This window comes from Symbiobacterium sp. (assembly GCF_040797425.1).
Classification (GTDB): domain Bacteria; phylum Bacillota; class Sulfobacillia; order Symbiobacteriales; family Symbiobacteriaceae; genus Symbiobacterium.
Window position 1 is genome coordinate 1 of sequence record NZ_JBFNEH010000051.1, and the last position, 21,617, is coordinate 21,617.

General features: G+C 69.6%; 21 protein-coding genes. 3 read left to right on the plus strand and 18 right to left on the minus strand.

The genetic code is table 11. The annotated features are described in order from the left end of the window. Both AB2385_RS14025 and AB2385_RS14030 read left to right on the plus strand, forming a co-directional pair. The coding region (locus tag AB2385_RS14025) for a polysaccharide deacetylase family protein (RefSeq protein ID WP_367655634.1) at positions 1–612 on the plus strand (612 nt) is incomplete at its 5' end. Between the two features lie 187 nt (positions 613–799). Continuing rightward, positions 800–2,722: a methyl-accepting chemotaxis protein gene (locus AB2385_RS14030; RefSeq protein ID WP_367655635.1), complete on the plus strand. Its 1,923-nt coding sequence runs from the start codon at positions 800–802 to the stop codon at positions 2,720–2,722. 77 nt (positions 2,723–2,799) lie between these two features. Here AB2385_RS14030 and AB2385_RS14035 read toward each other — a convergent pair whose 3' ends face one another. Further along, complete coding sequence (locus AB2385_RS14035) at positions 2,800–3,954, minus strand: glycosyl hydrolase family 18 protein (protein WP_367655636.1); 1,155 nt, start codon at positions 3,952–3,954, stop codon at positions 2,800–2,802. A gap of 237 nt (positions 3,955–4,191) precedes the next feature. On the opposite strand from AB2385_RS14035, the gene AB2385_RS14040 reads away from it, so the two are divergent. Then, positions 4,192–4,641: a CoxG family protein gene (locus tag AB2385_RS14040; protein WP_367655637.1), complete on the plus strand. Its 450-nt coding sequence runs from the start codon at positions 4,192–4,194 to the stop codon at positions 4,639–4,641. A gap of 108 nt (positions 4,642–4,749) precedes the next feature. Here the strand turns inward: AB2385_RS14040 and ligD (AB2385_RS14045) are convergent, their stop codons facing one another. From ligD (AB2385_RS14045) to AB2385_RS14125, 17 genes are all read right to left on the minus strand, one after another. Beyond that, positions 4,750–5,649 (minus strand): non-homologous end-joining DNA ligase, encoded by a 900-nt coding sequence (gene ligD / locus AB2385_RS14045; RefSeq protein WP_367655638.1) that lies wholly within the window; start codon positions 5,647–5,649, stop codon positions 4,750–4,752. 29 nt (positions 5,650–5,678) lie between these two features. Continuing rightward, positions 5,679–6,161 carry a hypothetical protein gene (locus AB2385_RS14050; protein ID WP_367655639.1) on the minus strand — a complete coding sequence of 161 codons (483 nt, stop codon included), beginning with the start codon at positions 6,159–6,161 and terminating at the stop codon, positions 5,679–5,681. Between the two features lie 40 nt (positions 6,162–6,201). Beyond that, entirely contained in the window at positions 6,202–7,134 is a 933-nt protein-coding gene (gene ligD / locus AB2385_RS14055; RefSeq protein WP_367655640.1) for a non-homologous end-joining DNA ligase, read from the minus strand. Positions 7,135–7,137: 3 nt separating this feature from the next. Beyond that, a complete protein-coding gene (locus AB2385_RS14060; protein WP_367655642.1) occupies positions 7,138–8,055 on the minus strand; it encodes a Ku protein in 918 nt (305 codons plus the stop codon). Between the two features lie 112 nt (positions 8,056–8,167). Continuing rightward, the gene (gene ytfJ, locus AB2385_RS14065) at positions 8,168–8,641 is read right to left on the minus strand and encodes a GerW family sporulation protein (protein WP_367655643.1); all 474 of its coding nucleotides are present in this window, start codon (positions 8,639–8,641) and stop codon (positions 8,168–8,170) included. Further along, a complete protein-coding gene (locus tag AB2385_RS14070; protein ID WP_367655644.1) occupies positions 8,589–9,242 on the minus strand; it encodes a DUF2953 domain-containing protein in 654 nt (217 codons plus the stop codon). Before AB2385_RS14070 ends, ytfJ begins: the two co-directional genes overlap by 53 nt. A 130-nt stretch (positions 9,243–9,372) precedes the next feature. Further along, a complete protein-coding gene (locus tag AB2385_RS14075) occupies positions 9,373–9,660 on the minus strand; it encodes an ATP-binding cassette domain-containing protein (RefSeq protein ID WP_367655645.1) in 288 nt (95 codons plus the stop codon). After that, positions 9,651–9,932, minus strand: a complete 282-nt coding sequence (locus AB2385_RS14080; protein WP_367655646.1) for an ATP-binding cassette domain-containing protein — start codon at positions 9,930–9,932, stop codon at positions 9,651–9,653. Before AB2385_RS14080 ends, AB2385_RS14075 begins: the two co-directional genes overlap by 10 nt. 43 nt (positions 9,933–9,975) lie before the next feature. Further along, positions 9,976–10,509, minus strand: a complete 534-nt coding sequence (locus AB2385_RS14085) for a hypothetical protein (RefSeq protein ID WP_367655647.1) — start codon at positions 10,507–10,509, stop codon at positions 9,976–9,978. Then, positions 10,415–13,603, minus strand: coding sequence for an FtsX-like permease family protein (locus tag AB2385_RS14090; RefSeq protein ID WP_367655648.1), 3,189 nt, complete (start codon positions 13,601–13,603; stop codon positions 10,415–10,417). The genes AB2385_RS14085 and AB2385_RS14090 overlap by 95 nt, the downstream gene beginning before the upstream one ends. Before the next feature lie 342 nt (positions 13,604–13,945). Next, positions 13,946–15,295 (minus strand): IS5 family transposase, encoded by a 1,350-nt coding sequence (locus AB2385_RS14095; RefSeq protein WP_367655649.1) that lies wholly within the window; start codon positions 15,293–15,295, stop codon positions 13,946–13,948. 76 nt (positions 15,296–15,371) lie between these two features. Next, positions 15,372–15,683: a nucleoside triphosphate pyrophosphohydrolase gene (locus AB2385_RS14100; protein ID WP_367655650.1), complete on the minus strand. Its 312-nt coding sequence runs from the start codon at positions 15,681–15,683 to the stop codon at positions 15,372–15,374. Positions 15,684–15,705: 22 nt separating this feature from the next. Further along, the gene (locus tag AB2385_RS14105) at positions 15,706–16,416 is read right to left on the minus strand and encodes an HAD family hydrolase (RefSeq protein ID WP_367655655.1); all 711 of its coding nucleotides are present in this window, start codon (positions 16,414–16,416) and stop codon (positions 15,706–15,708) included. Positions 16,417–16,428: 12 nt separating this feature from the next. Beyond that, positions 16,429–17,091 (minus strand): SMC-Scp complex subunit ScpB, encoded by a 663-nt coding sequence (gene scpB, locus AB2385_RS14110; RefSeq protein WP_367655651.1) that lies wholly within the window; start codon positions 17,089–17,091, stop codon positions 16,429–16,431. Next, positions 17,088–17,873, minus strand: a complete 786-nt coding sequence (locus AB2385_RS14115; RefSeq protein WP_367655652.1) for a ScpA family protein — start codon at positions 17,871–17,873, stop codon at positions 17,088–17,090. Before AB2385_RS14115 ends, scpB begins: the two co-directional genes overlap by 4 nt. A 53-nt stretch (positions 17,874–17,926) precedes the next feature. Further along, positions 17,927–18,583: a site-2 protease family protein gene (locus AB2385_RS14120; RefSeq protein WP_367655653.1), complete on the minus strand. Its 657-nt coding sequence runs from the start codon at positions 18,581–18,583 to the stop codon at positions 17,927–17,929. A 6-nt stretch (positions 18,584–18,589) separates the two neighbouring features. Continuing rightward, positions 18,590–21,223: a CBS domain-containing protein gene (locus tag AB2385_RS14125; RefSeq protein ID WP_367655654.1), complete on the minus strand. Its 2,634-nt coding sequence runs from the start codon at positions 21,221–21,223 to the stop codon at positions 18,590–18,592. Positions 21,224–21,617: the final 394 nt, after the last annotated feature.

The following is a 21,617-nucleotide window of genomic DNA, read 5'->3' on the forward strand; positions in this document are numbered from 1 at the left end:
GTCGTGCTCCTCATCAACGTCGACTGGGGCACCGACGAGTTGATGCGCATGCTGCCGATCCTGAAGCGGAAGGGTGCCCGGGCCACCTTCTTCCTCTCCGGCCGCTGGGCGGAGAACAACCCCAACATGACGCGGCTCATCGTGGCCGACGGGCACGAGGTGGGCACCCACGGCCATAACCTGACCCACGGGCCCAGGGCACTGGCGGCGGCGGGCCGGCTGAAGGACGACATCCAGAAATCGGTGGCGGTGATCGAGGAGATCACCGGCCAGAAAGTGAAGTACTATGCGCCCCACATGTCGGAGATCGACGCGGCCATCGTGAAGACCGCAGCCGAGCTCAACCTGCAGACGGTGCTGCACAGCCTCGACACGGTCGACTGGAACGAGCGCTACGCCACCCCGGAGCGCATCCTCGGCACCTTCCAGAAGGCCAGGGCGGGCGACCTCATCCTCCTGCACCCCAAGCCCAACACGGTGCAGGTGCTGGAGCAGGCCATCGACCTCCTGCACAGCCGGGGGTACCAGGTGATCACCCTCAGCGAGATGCTCTCCCCCGACCCGCTCCTGCCCGGCCAGGGCGGCGGGCCGGCGGGTTCGGGTACGGACTAAGGCCAGTTCCCTGGGAGGGTACCCGGCGAATAGTGCCAAATCCTCATGGAAGCAGTTCGCACATAGTTGTATATTTAATGTGTCTTTGTGAATACGTATGCCCGATCGGGTTGCAGTACAAGTCGCCCACGGTTCCCACCGGGACGACGCCAACCCTAACCCATTCCCACCGCACTGGAGGCAGATCATGCGAACCACCTTACGCTCAAAGCTCAAGGCAGGCTTCCGTCCCGCTGTCCGCAAGAGACTGATGGCAGGCTTCCGGCCCACCATCCGCAAGAGACTGATGGCAGGCTTCATGCTCATCGTCGCGCTGGTTGCCGCGGTGGCTTACGCCGGGGTCACCAGCCTTCGCGCCCTGAGAGCCACGTACACCGACGTGGTGAACCGGGTAGACGCCGTTGCCATGTATGCCCGCCAGGTCGAGGCCGCCGTGCAGGAGGAAGGACGCATCGTGGCCAGCTATCTCCTGTCGGGCGACGTCGGCTACAAGCAGGAGTTTGACCAGGCGGCCTGGGAGCTGGCCGCCTATATGGGCTACCTCTACGCCCTCGCAGACGACGAGACCAAGGGGCTGGTGGACAACCTCCGGAACCAACTGGACGCCTACGAGGGTGCATGTCGCAGCCTGTTCACCCGCCGCGACTACACCCAGTCCGAGGCCGAGCAGGTGCTGTCGGGACAGCTCAGGCCGCTGCGCTCCTACGTGGTGTCCGCGGTCGACGCCCTCAAGGCCCAGGCCGACCTTATGGTCGGACAGCAGACGGGGGCGGCCGCCCAGCAGGCCGACCTCTCCATGCGCATCGTCCTGGCCGTCAGCGTGGCTGCGGCGGTGCTCGGCATCCTCATCGCGCTGCAGGTCTCGCGCAGGGTCTCCCGCGCCGTCGGCGCCGTGTCGGCCATGGCGGCACGACTGGCCTCCGGCGACCTGAGCCCGGCGCAGGTGAAGGCCGGAAACGACGAGCTGGGCGACATGGTCCGGGCGATGAACGACATGATCGGGCGTTGGCGCGAACTCGTCCGGACCATCCAGGACGTGGCCCGTACGCTTATGGACTCGGCGGAGGGGCTGGCCACCATGTCGACGGAGTCGGCCCACCAGGCCCGGGAGGCGGCCGGAACGGCCGGGCAGATCTCCGCCGGCGCCGGGGCGCTCACCTCCGCCGCAGCCGACGTGCGCACCATCATGGCGGAGTTTCAGCAGACCAGCCACCAGATTGCCCAGGGCGCGCAGACCACCGCCGCGGAGATGGCCGCCGCCGGCGAGCTTCTGACCCGCTCGGCACAGGCCGCTTCTGCGGTCGCCTCCCGTACGGCGGAGGTCTCGGCCCAGACCGTCCGGACCGAGCAGGTGGCCCGGGACGGCGCGCAGGTGGTACAGGAAGGGTTGGCGGCCATGCAGCGGATCCAGGAGGCGGTCGCCGGCGCGGCCGAGCGCATCCGCAGCCTGGAGACCCTTTCGGCGCAGATCAGTGAGATCACCGGGGTAATCCGGGACATCGCCGACCAGACGAACCTGCTGGCGCTCAACGCCGCCATCGAGGCGGCGCGGGCGGGCGAGCAGGGCCGCGGCTTCGCCGTCGTGGCCGAGGAGGTCCGGCGCCTCGCCGAGCGCTCCGCTTCCGCGACCGGGCAGATTGCCGCCCTGGTGGAGAGCATCCAGTCCGGCACCGCCGACGCGGTGGCAGCCATGGAGGCCGGCCTCCGCCAGGTGGACGAAGGCAGCGCCAAGGCCGAGAGCGCCAGCCAAGCCCTGGGCGAGATCCTCGCGGCCATCCGCGGCACGGCCGAGGCCGTCGCCGAGATCGCCGAGAGCATCCAGACGGTACAGGCCGACACCAACCGGCTCGTCACGTCGTTCCAGGCCGTCGCGGCGCTGTCGGAGGAGTACACCGCCGCCACCGAGGAGATGGACGCCTCGACCGCCCAGGTGAGCGCGGCCATGGGCCAGGTGGAAGAGACCGCCAGGAACAACGAGCAGGTGGCCCGGGAGGTCACGGCCTTCGTGGCGGAACTGACGGAGGCGGTTCAGGAGGTGGCCACCTGGGCCGAAAGCCTGAAGGGACTGGCCGAGGAACTGCAGACGTGCGTCAGCGAACTCAGGCTGTAGCACCTGGGTGCAGCAGGTGACGCGTAAACCGCCGGGGGACACGTGGCCCCCGGCGGTTTCGTCGTTGGGGTTCTCCCTCAGAAGCCGGTGGAGACCGGCTCCCAGATCGCGGCCTCGTTGAGGCCCAGCCGCCAGACGGCGATGCCGCCCAGCCCGTACTTCGTTACGATGCGCAGCTTGGCCGCGGCAGACTCCTTGTTCTCGAAGTAGACGACGTACTCGTCGCCACCACTCACATAGCGGAAGTAGGGTACCTGCGCCGCGTCGTCCCACAGCACCTCCGCGCCGTGCTCCGCCGCCAGCTGGTACGCCCCCGGAGTGGAGAGCCCCTTCACCACGCGGTTGGTGCCGGCGACCCAGGCGTAGCCATACGCCGGAATGCCCAGCAGGATCTTCTCCGCCGGGATGTGCCGGGTGGCGTAGGCGGCCACTCGCTCCACCCAGGGGAGCGAGGCCACGGGACCGGCCGGCAGGCCCCAGGTGTGCTCGTCGTAGGCCATGATTGCCACCTGGTCCGCCAGGGCCCCCAGCGCAGCGTAGTCGAAGGCGCCGCCCCAGTTGGAGGTGGTGTCGTCCCACACCTTGGCCGGCACCGAGAGGGTGAGGCGGAGGCCCAGGGGCTTGAGCGCGGCCGCCGCTTCCCGCACCAGGGCGGTGTAGTGGGGCCGCAGGTCTGCCGGCACGTTCTCGAGGTCGATGTCGATGCCGGCGAGGCCGTGCGCCCGGGCGATGCTCACCATGTCGGACACCGCGCGGGCGCGCCGCACCGGGTCGGAGAGCACGGCACGGGCAATCTCGACGCTGAACTGGCCGTCCTCCATGTTGTGCACCAGCCCATAGACCGGCACGCCCAGTGCAGAGGCCGTAGCAGCCAGCTCAGGGTAGTACCGGGTCGTGATCGAGCCGTCCGCCCTGAGCTGCAGGGCGAAGTTCACCACCCGGTCCACGCGTCCGCCCGCAGCCCGGAGCGCCTCCAGGGCCCGCCGGTCTCCCTCCCAGTCCTCGGCGTAGTAGCCCACCACCACGGGGCCCTTTGCGGCAGTCTCACCGGCGGAAAGCACCACCCACCCGTCGCCGGCCAGGTCGGGCAGCACCCACGTGTCGGCCGACTGCAGCGCCGCCGGCGCCGGCAGGGCGCTCGCCACCAGCCCCGGTGCGGCAGCCGTCCGGCCCCCCATCAACAACGCCAGCGCCACGAGCATCGCAGCGGCGCCTTTCCGCCAATCCGACACGTATATCCCCCCGTATAATGGAACGCCGTACCTAAACGTCCTCGATTATACAGGGGGAAACTTTTCGCCGTCATTCGTGAATTCCTGGGAGCCGGGGCGGACGCCGGTCAGCAGCCGACTCGGGCGCCCGCGCCTGGCCCCGTTGGGGCTTGAAGGCTACCCTCGGCGTCACTACGATTTTCTCTAGTCGCGCACGGGCAAGTGGCGCCACCTGGGACACGCAAGGAGGTTCCCCGCGTGCGAATCGCCGGTCGCTTCCGCTACGACGCGGCTCCGGAAGTGGTCTACGCCCTGTTCACGCACCGGGACGCGCTGCTGCACGCCGTGGTCGGACTCCAGTCCCTGGAGGAACTGGGGCCCGACCGCTGGGCCGCGTCCATCCGAGTTGGACTTGGAGGCTTTGCGCTCCGGTACGAAGGCACCGTGGCCATCACCCACCGCGACCCGCCCCACGGGTTCAAGCTTCAAATCGCTGCGGCCACCGATGGAGGCGGCGCCGAGGTGGCCGCCGACCTCCGCTTCCTGCCGGACGGGAGCGGTTGCGTGGTGGCGTACGACGCAGACTTCCGCTTTCACGGCGCGCAGCGGCTCCAGCCTGCCCTGGCCCGGGGGCTGGTGGACTTCTTCCTGCGCGGCATGAAGGAGCACCTGGAGAGGCCCCGGCGAAACCGCAAGGAGCACGGGTGAGACCGCTGCATCGCCTGCGACCGTGTGGCCGGTCCCGCCGCGCGCGCAGAGCGGTACCGCCTTGCGGCAGCACCGCCCTGCAGTGCGCTCGTGGCGAGACCGCGCCGGTCAGCTCCTCTTCGCCGGCACCCACCGGCGGAGTCGTGCCAGCGCGCCCCGCAGGTCCTGCGGGGCGTTCAGCATGGGTGCGAACAGATCGCCTACGGCCGACAGGCGTGCCGGCAGCGTCTTCATCGTGAACCGGGGCGGCTGGCCCTCAACCTCCGCCCACGTAACGGGAGCGGACACGGGCGCGCCCGGCAGCGGCCGCACGCCGTACACAGAGGTGATCGTCTGTCCCCGCCGGTTCTGCAGATAGTCGACGTAGACCTTGCCCTTCCGCCGGGACACCGACCGCTCCAGGGTCACCTTCTCGGGATACGCCTGAAGCAGCAACCGCCCGATCAGTTCGCAGAACTCGGCGGTCTCGGCGTAGGTCGTGCCCGGCTGCGCCCGGCAGAAGATGTGGATGCCGGTGGCGCCGGAGAGTTTCGGGTAGCCGGCCACTCCCAGCTCGTCCAGGATGCGGCGCACCAGCCGGGCGATGACCAGCACGTCGTCGAAGGTGGCGCCTTCGGCCGGATCCAGGTCGATCACGGCCCAGTCCGGCTGGTCGGGCGTCCCGCACGAGGAGAGCCAGGGGTGCAGCTCGATCGTCCCCAGGTTGGCCACGTAGGCCAGGGCTGCGGGCTCCTCGAGCCGCATGTAGCGGATGACCCGCCCGTCCCCGGCCCCGTCCGGCCAGGTGGGGATCCAGTCGGGCAACCCGTCCGGTGCGTCCTTCTGGTAGAACCACTTGTCGCCGAACCCGTGGGGGTAACGGGTGAGCACGACGGGACGCCCCTTCAGGTAGGGCAACAGGTAGGGCGCCACCGAAACGTAGTAGGCGATCAGGTCGCCCTTGGTCAGCCCGTCCGCCGGCCAGAAGGGCTTGTCCAGGTTGGTCACCACCAGCTCCCGCCCGGACACCGACACCCTCTGCCTGGTTGTGCGCCCCACTAGTCGGACACCCGGACCGTGCGCGGCCCCCAGGCAGCGATCAGAGCCAGAACGTCCTCCGCCTCTTCCGGCCGCACCTGCACGGTCAGGCGCCACCCCTCCTCCGCCATGGCCTCGTGCGCATGGTCAGACGGCTCCTGCCCCTCGTCGTGCGCAGCCGTGCCCAGGTCCGCGAGATTGCCGAAGAAGCTGCCGAGGCCGGCCCCAGCCAGCGTCGCCAGCATCGACCCCGTGGCCGTCACCGCTCCGGGAGGCAGGAGGTACGTGCCGGCGAGGAACCCCGCGGTGGCGCCCACGGTCGCCCCCAGCACCACGCCCCGCCCCATCGCCGAATCGGACTCTTCGGCGCCTGCCACCCCTTCGAGGGCGGCCTCCACGCCCCGGGCCTGCAGGTTGTGGAGACAGGCGCGCGCCGGGGCGGTGTCCCCGAACAGGGCCACGATGCTGACCCGCCTGGCGGCCTCCGGTCCGTGTTCGCTCATGGGAATCCCCTCCTTGCGACGATACCTCCCGCGTCGGCGCTCACGGTATCACAGCCGCCTCGGGCGGTTCGGTGCTGAAGCCTACCACAACGGGGTCCCGGAGGCGCTGCTCCTCGGTCCATTCGGTGAACGCCACCCGCACCGTCAGCCGGGGCTCCACCCAGACCACCGGGCCGGGGTCGCCGCCGAATCGGTCCCGCAGGCCGGGCACCCGCTCGAAGGGGCACGGCGCGGGCGGAAGATGGCTTCGGATCGCGGCCAGGTCGGCGCCGGACAGCCCCGAGCCGACCCGGCCGATGTAGCGCAGCCGCCCCTCGTGATAGGCCCCCAGCAGCAACCCGCCCGGGCGCCCGGCCGGATTCGTGTAGCCCACCACCACAGCCAGCATCTCGGACCGGCGCTTTACTTTCAGCCAGTCGCGGCTCCGCGTGCCCGGCGCATAGCGGCTCCCGAGCCGCTTCGCCACCACCCCCTCCAACCCTTGGGAGACCGCGGCCTCGAACAGTGCGGGCCCGTCGCGCCCCGGAAACGAGGCGACCACCTGCCAGGCCTCCGACGGCGGCACCACCTCCGCCAGCAGGGCCAGCCGCTCCTGCAGCGGGCGGCTGTAGAGTTCCTCGCCGTCCACCTCCAACAGGTCGAACAGCATGAGGGTCGCGGGCAACCCGTGTGCCGGCGGGGACGCGGCGAGGTCCCGCTCCAGCACGGCGGCGAAGCTGGGCCGTCCGTCGCGCAGCACGACGATCTCGCCGTCCAGCACGAGGCGGCGGCGGGTCACGGCCCGCGCCAGGCCATCGAACTCCGGGAAGAGCCCCGTGCGCTCCCTGAGCCGCCGGCTCCAGTGCCGCACCCGGCCGCCCTCCACCAGCGTCAGGTTGCGCACCCCGTCCCACTTCACCTGGTAGAGCCAGCCCGGGTCGGCGAAAGGCGCGCCGGCCCGCTCCAGGAGCATCGGCGCAAAGGGCAGCCGCACCGGCTAGGGTCCCCCCGGAGCGGGTTCGCCGGCCGGCGGGCCCGGCGGTTGCACCTGACCAGTCCGGGGTCCCGGGACGCCGGGGATCGCGCGCCGGCCCGCTGCAGTACGCGTCGGGACGCCCGGAGCCGCGACGCGCCGCCCCTCCGCCGCCGCGATCGACGCCCGCAGCGCCTCCATCAGGTCCACGACCGTGCCGTGCTCGGGAGCGGCCTGCGCCAGGGCGGGCGGGGCTCCTGCCGCCTTCGCCCGGATCACGTCCAGGAGCGCCTTGCGGTACTCGTTCTCAAACCTCTCCGGGGCGAAGTCGGTGGTCAGCGACTCGATGAGCCCCGTCGCCATCTCGATCTCCTGCGGCCGCAGCTCCGGCGCGGTGATGCCCGTGAGGCCGGCCGTCGGGCGCACCTCGTCCGGGAAGTGCATGGTCTCCATGGCGATCACGCCGTCCCGGAAGACCCGCAGCGCCGCCAGGGACTCCCGGGACCGGATCACCACCCGGGCGATGGCCACCCGGCCCGTGATCTCCATCGCCCGGCGCAGCAGCGCGTAGGCTTTGGCGCCTCCCTCCCCGGGTTCCAGGTAATAAGTCTTGTCGTAGTAGATCGGGTCGATCTCCTCCAGCCGGACAAAGGCTACGATTTCCAGCGTCCGCTTGGCCATCACGGGAACCGACTCGAAGTCCTCGTCGGTGAGCGTCACGTACCGCCCCTGCTCGACCTCGTAGCCCTTCACGATCTCGCCGCCCTCCACCTCGCGCTCGCACCGCGGGCAGTACTTGCGGTACTGAATGGGCGTGTGGCACGGCTCGTGGAGCAGGTTGAACCGGAGGTCCTTCGACTCGGTGGCGGCGTAGAGCTTCACCGGGATCGTCACCAGGCCGAAGCTGATGGTGCCCTTCCACAGGCTGCGCAGCGCGTCCACCCCCCTTGCTAGCGTAAGCCGGGCACCGCCCGCGTATTCTTCCGGGGCCATCCCCGGGGGCGTGCGCGGCAAGGCCGGGCGGCACCCCGCCCGGCCTTCTGCGCTCAGCCGGTCACGTCAGCGTCGTCTTGGGCGTCCCGTCGTGGCCGGTCGTGTCGGAATCCGCCGCGGGCCCGGTCTCGACCACGTCGATCCGTGCCCCTTGCGGCGGCCGCCGGTCCAGGGCCGCCCTCAGCTTCTCGATCAGCTGGGGCGCCAGGTCAATCAGCCGGTGCACGGGCTGCCCGCCGTCCACCGGCAGCATCCGAATCTGGTCCTTGGTCACCACCAGGAAGCCCACCGGGGAAACCGAGACCCCCGCCCCGCTGCCGCCGCCGAACGGGTGGTCCTGCCCGGGCTCCTGGCCGTTCGCCTGACCGAACTCCGAGCCGCCGGCCGCGAAGCCGAACGTCACCCGCGAGACGGGCACAATCACGGTCCCGTCCTGGGTCTCCACCGGGTCGCCAATTACCGTATTCACGTCCACCATATTTCTAAGGCTTTCCATGGCCGTCTTCATCAGGCCCTGAATCGGGTGCTCGGCCACCGATCCCTTCTCCTTTCTTCCGCCGGCCGTCCCGCGGCCGCACCAGGGCCACCCCTTCCCGCCTGGCCTGGCGAAGCATCATGGCAACCGCGGCGATAGCCTGCCACAGCGGCACTGAAAGTATGCAGTCGAGGTCGGTGCGCATCAGAGGCCGGTGGAAGTTCGGCACCACCGCCACGGCCAGCCCGGCGGCATCCAACCGGACCCAGCGCGCGACCTGGGCCAGCGCCGCGTAGACCGCACTCCAGCCGAGGCCGGCCAGCAGGGCAGAGTCGCAGGCGTCGACCCCGCCCACCTCCAGGCGCAGGCGGAGGCGGGAGCAGCGCACCGATCGGGCCAGGTACCGCACCGCCGCAGCCGGCGTTGCCCCGCTCCGGGCGCCCGGCCGCCGCTCCGCCCGCGGTGAGAGCCGCTCCTGGATGCCCGCGGTCAGGTCGCGGATCACCACCTCTCGGCGGAGGCGCATCACGAGGAACTGCACCTCCACCCGCAGAGTCGCCCGCAGGTTGACCTGGGTGAGGGCGAGGCGGACCCGCACGGACAGCAGGGCCAGCCCGGCCAAGGCGACCAGCGCAACCCCCGCGGCCACCAGCCAACCCATCCGCACCCACCCCCGGAAGGCGTTGCCATGCTGTCGCGGAGAGTCTTTCCAGCCGCGGCGGCAAGCATGCGCGGGCTTACGGTGAAAGGAACGGGGCCCGTCCCGGCGACACCCCGGGACGGGCCCCAGTTTACGTTACCGGATGAAGCTGCCCGCGGTAGAGCCGAACCACGCGGCCGAAGCTGCGGGCCAGATGCATGTCGTGCGTGACGAAGAGGAGCGCCATGCCAAACTGCTCTGCCAGGTCGCAGATGAGCCGCAGCACCTCGGCGGCGGACTCCTCGTCCAGGCTTCCAGTAGGCTCGTCGGCCAGCAGGACGGTGGGCCGGTTGACCAGCGCCCGGGCAATACAGACCCGCTGCGGCTCGCCGCCGGAGAGCTGGGCCGGCAGGTGGGCCATCCGGTCTTTCAACCCCACCAGCGTGAGCAGTTCCTCAGCCCGTTGGCGGGGGCATAGTCCACCTTCCACGGCGTACAGGGCAGCATGACGTTCTCCAGGGCGGTCAGCGTCGGGATCAGGTGGTGCTGCTGAAAGACCATCCCGACGTGCTGGAACCGGAAGCGCGCCAGTCCCCCCGGCGGCGTGCGGGTCAGTTCGACGCCGGCGGTCCGCACCGTGCCTGCGGTGGGACGGTCCAGGCCCGCGATGAGGGAGAGCAGCGTCGACTTGCCGCTGCCAGACGGGCCCACCAGGTGCGGAAGTCATGCTCCAGTTCAGCCGCGCTCCTGCCCGTCACCTGCGCAAGTGCCTGCAGGGCGAGCGCCCCCGGGAGGGCTCGACGTCCGGCCCGGCACCCCTGGGGTCGGCCGGGTGGTCAGCCAGCCTCTGCAGTAGCCGGCGCACGCCGTCGGGCTCCACGTTTTCCTCCAGGTAGAGCACCAGCGCAGAAGCCGTATCCCTCACCAGATTCGCCTGGTCCTCAGGCAGCATGAACGTGGGCGGTACGGCAGCCAGCTCCGCCAGGGACATGGGTTCGGCCGCGGCGAGGGGTTGGAGCATCTCCTCCGGCGAGAGCCCCGCCGCCCGGGCAGCGGCCACCTCACCCACCGACAGGGCGAGCCAGCGCGGGGCGTTGTTGTGGCTCAGCCGCCTGACTTCCTGCCCGGTGATCATCTGGTAAAGGGTGAGGGGACCGAGTGCCTGTGTCCGAACGGGCAGGCGAATCGGTTCATTATAGTCGGTCCAGGCCTGCATCTCGAACTGCCCCAGCGAGGGCCCGAGCGTCGCCCGGTACTCGTGCTCGCTGGGAAAGATGTCGATGATCACGGGCGCCGGTCCACCATCCAGCCTCCTTGGCGAGGGCAACGGCCTGCCGGGCGTTCGTGAGCATCTCCCGGGCCAGGTCCGCGGCCGCCTCCGGGTACCAGACGGCAACCTCCCCGGACTCGAGGACCTCCTTGTGCCACCCGTGCTCGACCCAGCGGCCATCTTCGGTCTGCACCCAGACCGTCTGAAGGGTCACAGAGCGGATCTCCGTGTCTGCCATCTCCAGGACGATGTCCACGTGCGCGGTGTTGGCGCCGAGCAGGGCGACCCGGCTGACCGATCGCGCCACCTTGCGCTGGTCCGGCTTTTCGTTGCGCCAGCGCACTGCGTCCTCGAACCAGTGGCGCTGCGCCATGAGGTACGCCTCGGCCGAGGCGTCAAAGGTGGCCAGGTACCCGTCGAGGTCCATCTGCGCCAGTGCCTCGGACTGTGCGGACACAGCAGCCTCGACGGCCGCGTGGCCGACGTTCGACGCCTCCTGTGCACGTCCCGTTGTGGTGACCGCACTCTCCCGGATGAAGCGGGGAGCGATCAGTGCGGCCGTCAGACTCACCGCGGCGAAAAGTGCGACGGCAGCCCCCGCCAGTACGCGGGAACCGAAGCGGGCGACCTCGCCGGCCCCCACGCCTGCCAGGGCGGACCGGTTCCAGGACCGCAGTTCCACAAGGCTGCCCACCAGCCCGGTGGCCAGCCCCAGGCCGGCCGGCAGGAGGCCGGTCAGAAGCGAGACGCCCTTCAAGGCGGCGGCCGCAGAGCCGTAGAGCACATGGAGGGCCAGGCCACCCAGGAGCAGCCCCAGCGCTCCGGCGAGAACTCCCAGGAGGCCCCCCTCGGCGACCATCGTGCCCGCAATCCACCGGTCCGGCCATCCCAGTGCGCTCAGAAGCGCCCGTTCGCTGCGGCGATCGACGGCGTTCTGGCGGATGAGCTCGAAGGCCGCCGTCACGGCGACCAGCAGGGCGATGGCACCGGCGGCATACTGAAGGGGGCCCACCTTGAGCGCCGCATACTGGCCGGTCAGGGTGGTGTAAAGCACCCCGCTCAGCTGTCTGGCGGTGAAGATGAGCACCGTGATCAACCCGGTGGGAAGGGCGATGGCGAGCGCGGTCAGGAAGGTCCGCAGCGGCCGCCCCATCAGGCTGGCGATGGCCAGGGGCAGAACGCCAGTCCCCGGCAGCACCCGCCGGCCCGGCGCAGTGTCCCCCCATCGCAGCGCCGCCCCGGGTGGGGTCGCAGCAGCGGCCCAGCCCGCCGCGATGCAGGCGGGCAGGTAGAGCAGGAGACTCGCACCGAACACCGCCGCGACCATCTCGGGGCCGGCTCCGCCCACGGCGGCTGCCAAGGCAGCCAGCACGCCGGCGATGCCGGCGAAGAGCAACTGCTCACTGGCTGCGATGCGGCCCAGAAATCGCCCCGGCCAGCCCACGGCGAGGGCGATGCCAGCCTCGCGCCGCCGGGCCGTCACGCCTGTCAGGGCCGTGGTCAAGGCATAGAGCGCCCCGACGATCAAGACCACGGCGACGTAGCCGCTGTAACCGAACTCGACCTGCTGGACCGCAGTCACCGCCGCGTCCTTGTGTACCCACGGCATTTCGACCCACCCGGCCACCTCGCCCGGGCGTTCGCCCGGCACCTGCACGAGGACGTTCATGGGGGAGGAGCCCATGGTAACCTCGGCCACCAGGCCCGTCCGGCGCTGGATCTCGGCGGCGACCGCGTGGACGCGTGCCACCACCTCGGGGGTGAAGTGGTCGGCGTTGGCCACCTTCACCTGAATGGCGTTGATCGCGTTGTCCCCGGCCAGCGCCCGGGCGGCCTCCAAGGTGGTCAGCAGGGCCGGCGGCGACGAGAGGAAGCCGGTGGGAGAAAGGCTACCGCGGATGCGCCGGGGCGGGTTAACCGGGGTCAAGTCCCCGTCCAGCACCAGCAGGGCTTCGGCCGGACGGTAGGTCATGAGCGGCAGCTGTGAAGAGGGGTCCTTGGCGATGGAAAGCCGAGAGGAGTCAAAGTAACCCCGAATGCTGTAGTAGAAGAGCTTGTCCGCGGCATCCGGCGTCCATGGGCGGACAGGCGTCGCCGCCGTCACGCTGCTCCTCGGGCTCAACGGTCCGCCGTCCGACAGGGAGCGTTCCAGGTCGGCGGAGACCGGGCGCATGGCGAAGGCATGCGGCCACCGGTCAGGGAACGGACTCTGGACGGGGGCATACGTCAGCGGGCCGCTCTGGCCGTACACCCTGTGGATGCCCACCTCGCCCTCCGCCACGGCTGCGAGCAGCGCATCGCCGGCCAGGGTCTGCTCCGCCACCTGCCGCCTGGCTCTGCCCTCCGCGTCCACCTCTTCGATGGTCAGGCGATAGGTCATGCCCTGCAGCCCGAACGTGTTGACCAGCACCGGGATGACCGGAATCGGCCCCCGGCCGCTCGGTCTGAAGTCAACTGCGTCGGCCGCCCGCAGGGAGCGGCCCTCCGTGAGGGCCTGGTTCAGACCGACCAGCTGCTCCTCTGCGTCAGGGTCGATGCCGACCAGCAGCGTCGGAATCTGGGCCGAGATCACGAGAGACTGCAACTGCCCCTTGTCCAGCACCAGTGCGCCATCTGGCACCTGGGCCGGGAGCTTCCCCGTGCGCGGGTCCGCAAGGGCGACCAGGTACTCCTCCCGCATCGTCTCGGGCACCAGGCTGTCGGTGGCTGAGACTTCACTGGTGATGCGGTAGACGCCACCCCCGGGATGGGGCAGATCGGCCGAGGGGAACAGATAGGACGGCCCCGCCCGCACGTAGCCGACGACGGCCACCGGGGCGGCCACCTCCACCCCGGGTACCTTCCGGACCTCCTCCAGCTGGGCTTGGGTAATCCCTTGCGGCAGCGTGGTCAGGATGTTGGGCTCCGTGAGGTCACCCAGCGGGGCCCCACTTAAGGGCATGTGGACCAGGATGTCGTACGGCGACCGCCAGGTCTGCTCGTATGACCGCACAACTGTGCCGCGGACCGAGTCGGTGAGCAGGGACAGGACGGAGAGCCCAGTGCTCAGGACAGCCACTCCCAGCAGCGCCAGGCCGAGCCGGTCTCGCCGTCCTGACCAGAGCTTCCACATACCGAAATGATCCCTCCTCGGGTACAAAGGGGGGCGGATGACGTGCAAAATCGCAGTCAATAAGGTAGTTCGCTTTCCACTCCTCATTCCTGCCACGCAGTAACGTCACTTCCGGCAATATCTCCCCATTCCTTACGTGCAGGGCGATCCGAACCGTGGCGCTTCCAGCGAAGAAGCCAAAGCTGGGGCCCGCGGAGAAACAGAGCGAGCCCTGCTCAAACGCAGGGCTGTGTCGCTTACGGAGTTGGATTCCCGTCCGCGGGCCGGGGACTGAATAACCTTCTAGAAGTCATGTGAAGAACGTCCGTTACCCTGGGCCCCAGGTTGGTTTCCGGGCCCGATTCACCAGTCAGCCAAAGCAGTCATCCGCAAGTGGCAGAACAACAGGACGGCAACTGGAGGTGCAGAGAGCGCTGCTGCCCTGGGTGTCTGCCGCCTGCCTCCCACAAAGGTCGCCAGCCGCTTCAGGTTCTGGACAATAGCGGTCCATAGGGCCTGCCAGTGCACCTTCTGCAGCCCCCGGTAACGGGCCCGGCCCAGACCGTGACACTCTTTCGCTTCGGCAAACAGATGCTCAACCCGCATCCGTGCCCGGTACTGCTGGCGGAGCCGCCGTTCGCTGAGTTGCGCCCGTACGGCGTTCCGGGCTCTGGCCAGCAACAAACGCTGCCGACGCTTGCGGGCCTGGTCCAGGTCGCGAGGTGGCCGTTTCCAAGACGGCAACGGCTCCGGTTCCAGCTTCGTCATCGGTACGATGGGCTGTAGGCCCAGAGCCAGCATCGCAGCAAGGAACTCTCCAGCCTGGTAGCCGGCATCGGCAAAGACTTTGCGGTTGGACTGAGGTGGCAGGAGTGAGAGCACCTGGGGCATCATCGCCTCGGCGGCTGTCCGTTCAGCCCAGCTGGCAGCCTGAGTGGCTCCGGTTGCCAGGATCACGCCGGAGTCCAGGTCGACTACGTTATGCACCATGTACCGCAGTTTGGCCTCCTGACTGGCCCCTTTGCGGTACAGCCGGGCATCCGGGTCGGTCACCGAGCGATGCGTGCGATTGGAAAACCGCTCGCCCCGGAAGTTGGGGTCTCCGCCCCGCCGGCGGGGCGGCTGGGCGGCTGCGCCCGGCGGGTCCTGCGGCCCCCCGGACCTGCGGCCCTCGCTGTCGATGTCTTCCTCCCGGGTACGCTGCAGATACTCTTCCAGCGACTGCACCGGGACGATAGGCTCCAGGCTGTTGGTGGCTGCGTTGGCGGTTACCTGGGTGCCATCGACCCCCAGGCGCTGGCCCCGTACCAGCCCTGCGTCGATGCACTGCTGCACGACCCGGCGCATCACCTCCTCAAAGACCCCGGCCTGGCCCCAGCGCTTGCGGATCTTGACCAGGGTGGTCCGGTCGGGCACCGGGTCGTCGAAGTTGAGCCGGCAGAACCACCGGAACCCCGCGTGCATCGCGACTTCTTCGCACACCCGCACGTCGGAGAGGTTGTACAGGTAGCTCAGTAGGAACATCCGCAGGATGAGTTCCGGCGGGTACGACGGCCGGCCCAAATGGGAATGGTACAGATCCGCCACCAGCGGCCGCAGGAAGGAGAGGTCCAGCACCCGGTCGATCTGCCGGAGGATGTGGTTCTGTGGCACCAGCATCTCCAGGTTGATGGCCTGCCACAACCGCAGTTGCTGCTCCTGCTTACCCTGCATCCTGACCACCTCACTGTCCTGTTCGACAGCAAGGGGCCAAAATCATTGCGGTCAGAGCGATTTTTTCACATGACTTCTAGTCCGACACGTGAACCAGGAGGAGGCGCTCGCTGAAGCCGCCCCGTTCCTCCCGCTTCCGCCGCCGAATCGCTTCGAACTCCTCCGGGCTGACCCCCTTCACGTCCAGGATCGCCAGGATGAGCTCGGCCAGGTCGGCCAGTTCCTCCACGCTCCCGTCCGCAAGGTACTCCTGAAGCTCCTCTGCGAGCTTCTCGTGCAGTTTGTCGACGTACTCCTGGTCATCCAGCACCCTGACCGTGCACGTCTTGCCCGAGGCCGCGATCAGCTCCGGAATCCGGTCCCGCACCAGCTTGTTGTACACCAGCATCGCCGTGTCACCCGCTCTCCCTCTACACGGCCAGCCGGAACCGCTCCGCCAGCGCGTGCGGCAGCTCCCCGATGTGGCGAAGCCGGTGGTAGTTGGGGTCGGCCTCGTCCACCTCCAGGTGGTCGTACGCCCACGTGTACACGTCCACGTGGTAGGCCGTCACCCCCACCGCGAGCGCCGGGCGGATGTCGGAGTGGCGGGAGTTCCCCACCACGAAGCAGCGCTGAGGATCGCGGTCGCCGATCCACTCCCGCAGCCGCTCAGGCGACTTCTCCAGCACCACCACCTGGCGGTGGATCCAGGGGGTGAGCCCCGACTCCCGGATCTTGCGCCTTTGGATATGCTCCTCCCCGACGGTCCAGATCGTCACCTCGAAGCCGGACTGGTGCAGCCAGCGCAGCGTCTCGGCCGCCCCGGGCAGGAGCTCCTGCCGCGTCTCGTACGGGACCGCGCACAGCCGCTCGATCTCCCGCTCCAGGGCCGGGTCCGCCTTCCGCCGCGCCCGGCCGGCGAACTCGCGGTAGCACCGCACCCAGGCCACGCTGAACGACTCCTTCACGAGCCCCATCTGCCGGGCCACGGCCACGTCCAGCTCGCGCCCCCGCCGCTCCACCTCGGCGGGCTCGAAGCCGGTTGCCCGCGCGATGAGGACGGAGGCTTCCGCCTCTGCCTCGCGGAAGTAACGGATGTTCTCGGCCAGCGTGTCGTCCCAGTCCACAAAGGCATACCCCACGAAGCCCAAACGCTAGCCCTCCCCTGTATCCGCAGTCTGTTCCGCCTGCCCCGGGGACCGGTCGCCCCCGCCGGCCCCCGAGTCATCCGGTGTGCGCAGGGCCGCCTCGCTCTCCGGGTCCCCGTCGCCCCCGGTACGAGTGGGAAGAATCAGGCCGGGTTCCGACGTGTCGAGGGAGACCGGCGGCAGCTCACTCAGGTCCTTCAGCCCGAAGTACTTCAGAAACTCGGGGGTCGTCCCATAGAGGATCGGCCGGCCGGGCGCCTCCTTGCGGCCCACCTCCGCCACCAGGCGCCGCTCCAGCAGCGTCTCCAGGGCCCGGTCGACCTTCACGCCCCGCACGGACTCGATCTCCGCCCGGGTGATCGGCTGCCGGTAGGCGATGATGGCCAGCGTCTCCAGGGCGGCGTGGGAAAGGCCCTTGGAGCGGGGCTGCAGCAGCCGGTCCACGTACTCCGCCACCTCCGGGCGGGTGGTCAGCACGTAGCCGCCTGCCATCTCCCGGATGGCGAGGCCGCGCCCCGGTTGCTCGTACTCTTTCTGCAGGTCCGCAATCAGGATGGCGGCATCCTTCTCGTCGAGCCCGATCACCTCGGCGATCCGCCTGATGGTGAGTGGCTCGGGCGAGGCCAGGAGCAGCGCCTCGAGTATCATCTTGCCGTGGTTCCAGATCATTCGTCGTCGGGGCCTCCCCACGCCTCCTCATCGGTCTGCGGCTCTGCCCGGTAGATCATGATCTCGCCGAACAGCCGCTCCTGCACCACCCGCACCTGCCGCCGCCGCATCAGCTCCAGCAGGGCGAGGAACGTGACCACCACCTCCAGGCGCGAGCCGCCCCGCGAGAACAGCTCGCGGAAGCGCACCCCGCCCGGCGAGCGGGCCAGCCGGAAGCGAATTTCCCGGACCTTCTCCCGGAGCGGGATCTCCTCCCGGGGCACCTCCCGCCAGTTCCACTCCTCTTTCAGCACCTCCTGGAAGGCCCGTACCAGGTCCTCCAGGCTCAGTCCCTCCAGGGGGCGCGGCCCCCTCGGCTCCTCGACGAAGAGGCCCCGGGTGTAGACGCGGAGCATCTCCTGCTCCAGGCCGCGCAGCTGCTCCGCCACCGCCTTGAACTGGCTGTAGGCGACCAGCTGGCGCACGAGCTCCTCCCGCGGGTCTTCCTCCTCTTCCTCCGGCAGGGCCTCGTCCGCCAGCGTACGCGGCGGCTTGGGCAGCAGCATGCGGGACTTGATCCCCAGCAGCGTGGCAGCCATCACCAGGAACTCGCTTGCGCGGTCGATGTCGAGGTCCGCCAGATCCTGAATCGCCGCCAGGTACTGTTCCGTGATGCGGGCGATGGGGATGTCGTAGATGTTCATCTCTTCCCGCCGGATCAGGTGGAGCAGCAGGTCGAGCGGGCCCTCGAAGTTGGCCAGATGAACGACGTACGGCTCCGGCCTGACGGTCAGGCGATCCACCACGGTAACCCCCTCATCGCTGTGGTGCCGCGGCACCGTGTAACTCATATATTTTACATATTGAGCAACCCCACTGGCAACGCCGTGATCAGCTTTGCGAGCGGCGTCGCCACCCAGACCACCGCCCGGTAGACGGCGTTGTAGACCGGGGAGAGGTCGAGGATGTCGGTGACGAACAGCACGGTGAGCACCAGGGGGCTGAACCGGTACAGGTTGTCGATGAGCCTCTCCGAGCCGCGGGGCAGCAGGTGCACGGCCACGCGGAAGCCATCCAGAGGTGGCAGCGGCAGCAGGTTGAAGCCCACCAGGAAGATGTTCATCGTCATGGCGATCCAGAAGGTCTCGCTCAGCACCGGGTGGTACCAGCCCAGGAGCCCCAGATCGGCCAGGGTGTAGAGGAGCAGGAAGAGCACGGCCAGCAGGAAGTTCATCGTCACGCCGGCCAGCGACACGGCAATCTCGCCGACGACCCTTGGGTGCAGCCGGTTGGGATTCACCATCACCGGTTTCGCCCAGCCGAATCCCGCCAGGAGGAGCAGCACGGTCCCGATGGGGTCGAGGTGGGCCAGAGGGTTCAGGGTCAGCCGTCCCTGCAGGCGCGGCGTGTCGTCGCCGAACCAGGTGGCCACGAGGGCATGGGCGAACTCGTGGAAGGCGAAGCCGATCACCACGCCCGGAACGGCCATCACGATCTCTTGCAGACTCGGCACCGCCGCTCACTCCTCCTCCATTTCTGCGTAGCGCTGCGCCAGGGCCAGCTGTGCGGCGCGGTCCAGGGCCTCGCCCGAGAGGCGGGCCGCGAGCACCCGCTCCAGGACGCGCCGGATCCGGGGGCCCGGGGGAACCCCCAGGGCCTGCACGTCCGCCCCGGTGATCTCCAGCCGGATATGCCGCCACTCCTGCCAGTAGAGCCCCACCCGCTCACCGCCACCGAGGAGGACGAGCAACAGGAGCCCCTCGGGAGGCCACCCCGCCAGCGCGCTCACGATGGCCGCCGGGTCCGGCCGGGGAGCGGTGACGAGGTCGTGGGCGATCCGCCACCCCGCCAGCACGTGCAGGCAGGCCTGGGTCTCGGGGCGCTTCAGGCGCAGGTGCCGCACCACCGCGGCGCCCTCCGCGAGCGGCAAGCGGTGCAGCAGCGCCAGCAGCTTCACCAACCAAAGCCGGGCGCCCCGGCTGAGCTCCGGCGCCGTCTCGGGAAGCTCGTCCACCCGGTCCACCAGCGCCTCGACCTCCGCGTCCAGCAGAACTCCGGGCAGGACGGCCCCCAGCCCGCCCAGGTCGGCGAGCAGCCGCAGGGCTCCGCCGGACCCGGGCTCCTGCAGGATGAGCAGAAGCTCGTTGCGCAGCCGGTCACGGCTCACCCGGTTGAGGAACCCCTCGGCGATGGCCGCCCGCGCGCAGGCCTCCGTTTCCGGCTCCAGGCGGAAGCCGTAGCGGTGGGCGAAGCGCACCGCCCGCAGGAGCCGCGTCGGGTCCTCGACAAAGCTCAGGGTGTGAAGGATGCGCACCTGCCCGTCCACCAGGTCCTGCAGGCCGCCGAAGAAATCGATGAGCCCCGACGGCCCGGCGGAGCCCAGCCGGATGGCGATCGCGTTGATCGAGAAGTCCCGGCGGTACAGGTCTTCGTGCAGGTCGGCGTGCTCCACCCGGGGCAGGGCGGCTGCCTGCTCGTAGAACTCGCGCCGAGCGGTGGCCACGTCGATGCGGGAGGGCAGGGCGGGGTCCTGCTGCTCCAGGTAGACGTGGGCCGTGCCGAAGCGCGGCACCTCCTGCACCTTCCCGCCCAGCTCCCGGGCCAGGGTGTGGGCGAAGGCGATGCCGTCGCCCTCCACCACGATGTCGAAGTCGAGGTTCGGCCGGCCCAGCAGCAGGTCGCGCACGAAACCGCCCACGGCGTAGACCGCCACGCCCTCCTGCTCCGCCGCATGGCCCACGGCGCGCAGGAGCGAGCGGATTCCCGCCGGGGCGGCCTCCACCGCGGCGAGGGCCCGCTGCACCGCCTCGTCCCGCAGGTCCTTGGGCTCCTCCGGCGCCGCATAGAGCCGCCGATGCCAGCGCGGCGCCGGCGCCCCGTAGATCAGGCCGAGGATGTCGGACCGGGTGATGATGCCTACCAGGTTCCCGTTCTCCACCACCGGCACCCGGCCGATGTCGTGCGCGATCATCAGTTCCTGCACCTCGTCGGCCGGCGTGTCGGGCCCGACGAAGATCACCCGCGACTTCATCACCGACTTCACCGGCGCGTGCTCCAGGCCGTGGCGGCGGGCCTTCTCCACGTCCCGCAGCGAGACGACGCCCACCAGCGTCCCGGAGTCGTCCACCACCGGCAGGCCGGTGTGCCCGTGGCGCAGCATCAGGCGCTCGGCGTCGCGGATGGGCTTGGTCGCCAGGATGCTCTTGACCGGAGAGGACATCACGTCACGCGCCATGAGCGGCCGGTCCACCCCTTCGGGGAGGGCGGCCTCGAGCCGCCGGGTCACCTCTTCCAGGGAGAGCCCCTTCACTACCGCAGAGGCGGCCGAGGCGTGACCGCCACCCCCGAAGGCACCCAGCACCCGGGCCGCGTCCACCCAGGGGACCGACGCCCGCCCGACCAGGTAAACGCGGTCGCCCATCCGCACCACTGCGAAGAGCGCAGGCACCGGCTCCAGCTCCATCAGCCGGTGGATCACCAGGTTGAGCCCGCCCACGTAGTCGGCCACCTCGGCGGCCAGCAGCCGGATGCGAGCGCCATGCACATTCACCCACCGGGCCTGCCCCTGCAGCTGCTGCAGCAGCGTCTGCTGGGCGGGCGAGAGCGAGACCTCCATGAAGCGCGTGGCGGCCTGCAGGCTCGCCCCCTTTTCCAGCAGGAAGGCGGCCGCCCGGGCGTCCCGGTCCGTGGTGCCCAGCAGGCTCAGTGACCCGGTGTCGGCGTAGATGCCCACGAGCAGCGCCGTGGCCTGGAACGGGGTGATCGGCGCGCCGGCCTCCTCGATCAGTTCCGCGATCAGCGTGCAGGTGGCGCCCACCTGCGCCCGCACCTCCACCTCTCCCTGGAGGTCGTGTTCCTCGGGCGGGTGGTGGTCGTACAGGTGGAGTTCCGCGTCGGACACGATGCTCCGCAGGGCACCGAGGCGGGCCGCGTCGGCCGTGTCGACGACGATCGCCCGCTGCACCCGGCTGAGGTCGATCTCCTTGGGGGTGTAGACCCGCAGGTTGTACCGGTGGAGCGAGAGGAACTCCGCCGCCATCGGGTTGGCCGAACCGGGCAGCACGATGCGTGCCTGCGGGTAGAGCACCTGTGCGCCGATGGCAGCGCCGATCGCGTCCAGGTCGCTGTTGATGTGGGGCACGATGATCTGCATCCGCTTCGTCCGACTCCCATGAGCGCCCTCACGGCGCTTGATCTCGATCGGACTCTATTCTGCTGCGCAGGGCCCAAACCCTGCCCGCAACCCGGAGGTGCGCTGACGCGGGGGCGAAACTTCGCACCTTTGCGCCCGCAGGCCGGCGTCTTCCCACCGAACCGCCTGGCGCGTCGGGAGACTCGCGCTGCGCCGACGGTGAGCCTCCGTGCCGTGACGCACCGTCGCGCGAAAAAAGCTTGTCCAAGCAAGAGATGCCCTTTCGACAAGAATGAACCTGCGTATATCGACAGATGCCCTTGCACAGGAGGACAAACCTGGGTTATAATAAGCGAGCACTGGGCGGTTAGCTCAGCGGGAGAGCACTTGCTTCACACGCAAGGGGTCACTGGTT